The sequence below is a fragment of the Shewanella sp. 10N.286.52.E4 genome (assembly GCF_041468785.1).
Taxonomy (GTDB): domain Bacteria; phylum Pseudomonadota; class Gammaproteobacteria; order Enterobacterales; family Shewanellaceae; genus Shewanella; species Shewanella electrodiphila.
In genome coordinates this window covers 1-7,335 of the sequence record NZ_JBFRJJ010000070.1, presented here as the reverse complement: position 1 = coordinate 7,335, position 7,335 = coordinate 1, and the positions used below count along the sequence as shown (strand labels likewise).

Genomic DNA, 7,335 nt, shown 5'->3' with positions numbered 1-7,335 from the left:
GGCACTGGCACTGGCACTGGCACTGGCACTGGCACTGGCACTGGCACTGGCACTGGCACTGGCACTGGCACTGGCACTGCAGTCATTGAAATGGCTGAAGCATCCGGTTTACATCATATTGAAAGAGACAGAAGAAACCCTATGCTGACCACCAGCTTTGGAACTGGGGAACTTATTCGTGATGCACTGGATAAAGGCATAAATCACATTATTCTAGGCTTGGGGGGGAGTGCGACAAACGATGGCGGCGCGGGAATGGCGCAAGCTTTAGGCTTTAAACTGCTTACAGCAAACGGGAGTGTTATTGGCCATGGCGCTGCAGGACTCAGCCAGCTAGCTGAGATTGATAGTTCATCTGCACACCCACTCATTGCTAATTGCAAAATCGAAGTGGCTTGTGATGTAGATAACCCTTTATGTGGTCCTAATGGTGCCTCTGCAATATTTGGCCCGCAAAAAGGCGCAACTGCAGAAATGGTCACTGAGCTTGATAATATTCTCAGCCACTTTGCCAATGTTATTAATCGCACTATACCTGAAAATTCCGATAACGACATTGCACTTTTCCCTGGTGCTGGCGCTGCTGGCGGCATGGGCTTTGGTGTTATGGCATTACTTAATGCACAACTTCAGCCGGGAGTTGAAATTGTCATAGAAACAGTGAAATTAGCCGACATAATGCAAGGCGCCAATATTGTCATCACTGGTGAAGGCCGTATGGATAGTCAAACCTTAAGTGGAAAAACCCCCATGGGCGTAATGCAACAAGCCTTAAAACAAGATATCCCTGTGATTGGCATTGCGGGTTGTTTAGGTTCTGGAGCAGAAAAAATACTGCAACAAGGAATGACAGCAATTTTTCCTATTATTCCATCGTTAGCTCCGCTCGATGATATTTTAAGCAATGCACACGAAAACCTGGTTCAAACAGCTCAAAATGTCGCCGCTACACTTAAACTATCAATATAAAAACGCTCGTTTAACTCAAAAACTTGCTGAGCAATAATCCATGAAGTAAAGTTAGCCCTCATAATTGCCAAGAAACCACTTTCATTTTAGTGGTACTTGGCTGAAAAATAAAAATGATGGCACGAAGACATGACCGCAAAAAATTACCGACAAGCCCAAGCATCTGAAGCAAGCCTTCTACGTATATTTACCATTCCAGAAGATGCGGAATCAACACTAAGTATCATTGAGCAAAAGCTTTCTGAAGACTTAGCGGGCTTTTTAGGTAAAAGTATTGCCGCGCTTGAAAAGCCATTGTCATTAATCGAAAAAGATTTTCGAGCCTACCAAATTCCTGATTCACCCAGATTTGTTTCAGACTATACCGATGAAATAATGAAGAATTTAGTGGCCCATTCGGTACACACTTCAGCACCGAGCTTTATCGGCCATATGACATCTGCCCTGCCGTATTTTGTATTGCCACTGTCTAAAATGATGGTTGGGTTAAATCAAAACCTCGTTAAAATTGAAACCTCTAAAGCTTTTACCCCACTTGAGCGCCAAGTGCTGGGGATGATGCATCATTTGATTTTTGATCAGGCTGACAGTTTTTACGACCAATGGATGCATAGCGCTAATTACTCCCTTGGCGCATTTTGCTCCGGCGGCACCGTGGCAAATATCACCGCTTTATGGATTGCTAGAAATCAATTGTTAAAAGCAGACGGCACCTTCAAAGGAGTTAATCGTGAAGGGCTCCCGCGTGCATTAAAGCATTATGGCTATGATGATTTAGCCATATTAGTGTCTGAACGAGGTCATTACTCAATAGGCAAAACTGCTGACTTATTGGGGATTGGCCGCGACAACATTGTCAGTATCCCAACCAATGCCAACAACAAAGTTGATGTTGAACAAATGCGCCAAACGGCTGCGAAACTCGCCAAAGAAAACATCAAAGTGATGGCGATTGTCGGCGTTGCTGGCACAACAGAAACAGGCAATATTGACCCATTATCTGAACTTGCCCAATTAGCATCAGAATTACAATGTCACTTCCATGTTGATGCAGCTTGGGGCGGCGCAAGTTTATTATCAGATAAATACCGTTACTTGCTTAAAGGCATTGAACTGGCTGACTCAGTGACCATTGATGCCCATAAACAAATGTATGTACCGATGGGCGCTGGAATGGTGTTGTTTAAAGACCCAGAGCTTGCCCATGCCATAGCACACCATGCTGAATATATACTCCGCGTTGGTTCTAAAGATTTGGGGAGCCAAACATTAGAAGGCTCTAGACCAGGCATGGCAATGTTAGTACATGCTTGCTTACAGATCATCGGTAGTGAAGGTTATGAGATTCTAATTAATAACAGCCTTGAAAAAGCGCGCTACTTTGCACAAGAAATTAACCAGCACCAAGAATTCGAATTGATAACCGAGCCAGAGCTGTGCATTTTGACCTATCGCTATGTACCACAAGCTGTGCAATCCTTTATGGAACAAGCTATACGTAATAATGATATTGCGAGTGTTAAACTGTGCAATAAATTGCTCGATGGTTTAACTCAGTTCATTCAAAAACATCAACGTGAACAAGGAAAGTCTTTCGTTTCACGTACGCGTATAAAGCCCGCGAAATATCAGCGACAAGCAACGACGGTTTTTAGAGTGGTATTAGCTAACCCGCTGACCACTGATGAAATATTAAATGACGTACTGCAGGAACAAACTGAAATAGCTAAGCTTGATAGCCATTATTTACCGCAATTACTCGCAATGACTGAATAAGCTTCAATTTAATTTACCAATAAAAAACCAGCCTTGTGGCTGGTTTTTTTATTGCTACAAAGCCTTATTGACACAAACCTCATTGACACAAACTTAATTGATGCAATTTCATTAAGAATACGTTTCTTCAATATCGATAGGCTGAGGAATGTAATCGGCAGCTTTTAGGCCAAACAATTGCGGTAAAGTCACCCCTAGCGCAATTGATGAACAAGTTCCGCATATGATGCCAACGAATAACGCGATTGAGAAACCTTGTAAACTAGCACCTGCCAATAACCACAAACTTGAAACCGTCACTAATGTCGTACCTGAAGTGACTAACGTGCGCGAAAAGGTAGCTTTAACCGCCTCGTTAATAATCTCGTTGGTGTCACCTTTTGGTCTCATCCGCATGATTTCTCTGACTCGATCAGCAATGATGATTGAGTCATTGAGCGAATAACCTAATACTGCTAATAACGCCGCTAAAACCGTTAAATTAAATTCTAGCTGTAAGACTGCAAATACCCCTAGAACGATAATGATATCCGTCATCAAAGCAAGTAAAGCACCAGATGCTAAACGCCAATCAAAACGCATACTTAAGTACACCATGATCATCACTAAACAAACCAGTACTGCAAGCCCGCCTTGTTCTACCATTTCATTACCGACTTGCGGCCCTACAATACTGTGACTGATAAGTGTTACCTGCTCGCTAATCAGAGCAAGTGCATCCGTTATTCCGACATCACCAGCCATTTCATCACTATAACGCAGTATCCATTGACCTTCTTCTGACGCCTTAATCACTTGCACGTCTTGGGCTAAAACATTATCCACATGCTGATTTAATTCAGTAAGTTCTATACTTGAGTCAAGTGTGACCTCAGTTACCACGCCACCGGTGAAATCTAAGCCCCAGTTAAAACCTTTAATTCCAATCATCAAGACTGAAACCAATAAAGCACATACTGAAAATCCTGTTAATAAAAACCTAAGGCGAGTTAATCCACTTTGCGAAGGATTATTATCAAATTGGCCTTTGAAAAAACGTGTCATTATATTGTTCATATTTTTACCATACGACGCTTATCACGTCCCCATACTAAATTGATGATGGCTCTTGAAAGAAAAATGCCGGTAAACATGCTGGTTAACAGTCCAAGCCCTAGTGTTAAAGCAAAGCCTTGAATGGGCCCATTACCAATGGAATAAAGCGCAATTGCGACGATCATGGTTGTCAGGTTAGCATCGAAAATAGATGAAAATGCACTATCAAACCCACTATTAATTGACTGCGCAAAACTATTACCGAGTTTCATTTTGTCTCTTATTCGCTCGAATATAAGCACGTTAGTATCAACGGCCATACCAACAGTAAGTACTAACCCAGCGATGCCAGGCATAGTCAGTACAGCACCTGGGATTAACGCAATAAGACCCACTAGCATCACAAGGTTGATACACAAGGCTGAATTGGCAACCCAACCTAAGCGTCGATACCAAAAGGCAATAAATGTCAGTGTTAAACCGAGCCCCAATGCCAACGCAGCAAAACCATTTTTAACGTTATCAGCACCAAGACTTGGGCCAATGGTCCGTTCTTCAACGATGGTGACTGGTGCGGTCAATGAACCCGCGCTCAATAGCATGGCTAACTCTTGAGACTCAGCAAGGCTACCACTGCCTGTTATCCTAAAACGATTCCCTAATTGCGATGTAATCGTCGCAACACTAATAACGGAGCTTTGTTCTACACTTGCGCCATCTCTACCTTGCGTAAATTCGTTATAAACCGTTGCCATAGGATTACCGACATTATCGCGAGAAAACTGTGATATCTTGCGGCCGCCCGCTGAGTCGAGAGTCAGGTTAACTTCTGGCATTCCCATTTCACCAAGGCTAGCTCTGGCATCAATAATGTGCTCGCCGCCGAGAATAGCCCTTCTATTAAGCGATATAGCTTGACCATTTTCATCATCCACTGACATCGCCATTGGTGAACGTGGCTCAACAAGTTCATGAAATGAGAGTGATGCTGTTGCGCCAATTACGTTTTTAGCTGTTGCGGGATCTTGTACCCCTGGCAGTTCAATTCTGATCCTTGACTGCCCCTGCCTTTGAACAGAAGCCTCAGTTATGCCCAAGTGTTCTATTCGGCTACGCATAATTTGCAAGTTCTGTTGTACCGTCGTGGCTCTCAATGCATCCCGCGCTTCTTCTGTTTGAGTCATCACGAGCACGTTGCCATTTACCGAGCGTTGCCACTGGGGAAACTCTTCCCTTGCCGCAGCTACACCAGCTTGTAAGTCATCACTATTACGAAAGTTAAGTTGTACCTTCCCATCGATATGCCTACCCTGTGAACCTCTGACCAATTGACGAAATTCATCAATCACCATTTGCCTATGGGCTTGATAGACAGGTTCCATATCTACATCTAACAAGAATTGCACTCCGCCTCGTAAATCTAAGCCCAATTTAATCGGGGCAAAACCAAGCTCAGTTAACCAATTAGGCGCGTCTGATTCCATGGCTAAAGCCACGAGAACATCGTCAGTTAAATAAGATTCAATCGTTGATTTAGCAGCAGCTTGTTGACTGGCATCGCTAAGCACAACGGTGACTTTATCTTCAGTTTGAGAAACAAGACTTGTCGAAATACCCGCTTTATCAAGCTGTTTAACTAACTGTTTTATTTCCACCTGATGATCGCGATCATTGATATGTAGCGCAGCATTTTCACCAAATATTGACGGCAATGCGCTGAGAAACATCACAGCAATAGTAAAAAGCAGGACAATGTACTTCCAACTCGCATAGCGATTAATTGGATTTTGTGGTGTTTTTTTATTCACGTTTATATTCTCTGTTAAGAATTAACCGTGCACTTGATAGCTTTCAATTCCAGTGCTAATACCTTGGCTAGCTAGATAAAATAGCCAAGATTTAGGCACAGGTACAAGCACACTAAAATACGCCGAATACTCGGCAATAATATATTTGTTAAAACGACAGAGATTTAGCTGTAGCGGAGGTGATGATGACTGTAGAGACTATTACCGTCCTTCCAGCCTGACAGGCGAGAAACAGTACTAGAAAGCTGGCTTGTCCAATGATAAGTAAACTTGGGTCTATCTATAGGTGTAATAAAACGATTAAAAATCACTGGTTCAAAAAAAGCAATTTGAAGAAAATAATTAGGCTTAACGCCTGCTCCAGCACGATTATCGCTACTGACAACTCGTCTAACATCATTAAAGAAGTCAACACTAGCTAATTGGCTAATAAGGGGTTGCTCTTTCTCTGGTGTTAAATTTTTATGCCTTAAATCCGCACTAACAAGCATAGAGATGAAATCTTGGCCATCAGATAAACTCGGTTGTAGGTATGACAGAGAAGATACTGAATGACTCACGCGTAAACTATTAGCGGGAGCTCCACTCCCCTCTTGTACACAAACGGCTATTTCAGTTGAGGAAATGTTTCTTTGGTCATCATTTAGCTGCACTTGACCAACCGCTGAGAAAGTACTCAACGATAGTAGCAACAATAAAATGATTTTTAGACGCTGAAACAACAAGGTATTTCCCTAAACTTTAAATATGAAAAGGAATTATATGTTGAATTACATTAATGCTCATAGTGTTAAATTATTTGTTTCACACTCGTTAATAGCTAAACCTGATATAAGCATTAAAAATCATAACCTTAGTAAAACATTAATAATAATTTAGAACAGCCAAAGACTTGAAAGCAAATAAACCATTACTTTGCAGTAATGAGTTCTTCTATATAGCGGAGAGTTAGAGATTTGAGTCCTACATTGATGCCTACAAACTTATGTTGTTATATTTAATAAATTCTAGATAGTAAAAAGCCCGCTATAAAATAGCGGGCTTCTTTCAATATACTGTAGAGATAGCATATTTTTGAAAGAGGACCCCTACATAGATACGCTACAAACCTGTGATGTTTTATTTTCTAAATTTAAAAAAGCAAAAAGCCCACTATAAAATAGCGGGCTTCTTTAAATATGGCGGAGAGATAGGGATTTGAAGCCTACATTGATGAGCTACAAACCTATGTTTAATTATAATTATACAAGAATGAAAAAAGGCTCATCATTTCTGATGAGCCTTTCGTCTTAAATATGGCGCAGATACCGATTTAAACCCTACATAGATGCGCTACAAACCTGTGATGTTTTATTTTCTAAATTTAAAATAGCAAAAAGCCCGCTATAAAATAGCGGGCTTCTTTAAATATGGCGGAGAGATAGGGATTTGAAGCCTACATTGATGAGCTACAAACCTATGTTTAAATATAATTATACAAGAATGAAAAAAGGCTCATCATTTCTGATGAGCCTTTCGTCTTGAATATGGCGCAGATACGGATTTGAACCCTACATTGATGCCTACAAACCTATGCTATTTATTTATAACTATCTAAATAGCAAAAAGCCCGCTATAAAATAGCAGGCTTCTTTAAATATGGCGGAGAGATAGGGATTTGAACCCTAGATGGGCTACAAACCCATGCCGGTTTTCAAGACCGGTGCATTCGACCACTCTGCCATCTCTCCGAACGCCGAGAATAATA

At 41.5% G+C, this 7,335-nt stretch carries 5 protein-coding genes and 1 tRNA gene; 2 read left to right on the top strand and 4 right to left on the bottom strand.

Features of this window, described 5'->3' with window-relative positions:
* On the top strand, positions 1–969 hold a 969-nt coding region (locus tag AB4153_RS21175), incomplete at its 5' end, for a glycerate kinase (protein ID WP_371998575.1).
* 129 nt (positions 970–1,098) lie between these two features.
* On the top strand, positions 1,099–2,745 hold the full coding sequence (gene panP / locus AB4153_RS21170) for a pyridoxal-dependent aspartate 1-decarboxylase PanP (protein ID WP_371998574.1): 1,647 nt from the start codon (positions 1,099–1,101) through the stop codon (positions 2,743–2,745).
* 111 nt (positions 2,746–2,856) lie between these two features.
* On the opposite strand, the gene secF is transcribed toward panP, so the two are convergent.
* From secF to AB4153_RS21150, 4 genes are all read right to left on the bottom strand, one after another.
* A complete protein-coding gene (gene secF, locus AB4153_RS21165; RefSeq protein ID WP_371998576.1) occupies positions 2,857–3,789 on the bottom strand; it encodes a protein translocase subunit SecF in 933 nt (310 codons plus the stop codon).
* A gap of 8 nt (positions 3,790–3,797) precedes the next feature.
* A complete protein-coding gene (secD, locus tag AB4153_RS21160; RefSeq protein ID WP_229369871.1) occupies positions 3,798–5,588 on the bottom strand; it encodes a protein translocase subunit SecD in 1,791 nt (596 codons plus the stop codon).
* Between the two features lie 164 nt (positions 5,589–5,752).
* Positions 5,753–6,313: a hypothetical protein gene (locus tag AB4153_RS21155; protein ID WP_229369873.1), complete on the bottom strand. Its 561-nt coding sequence runs from the start codon at positions 6,311–6,313 to the stop codon at positions 5,753–5,755.
* A 914-nt stretch (positions 6,314–7,227) separates the two neighbouring features.
* Positions 7,228–7,318 (bottom strand) — tRNA-Ser (locus AB4153_RS21150).
* Positions 7,319–7,335 lie beyond the last annotated feature (17 nt).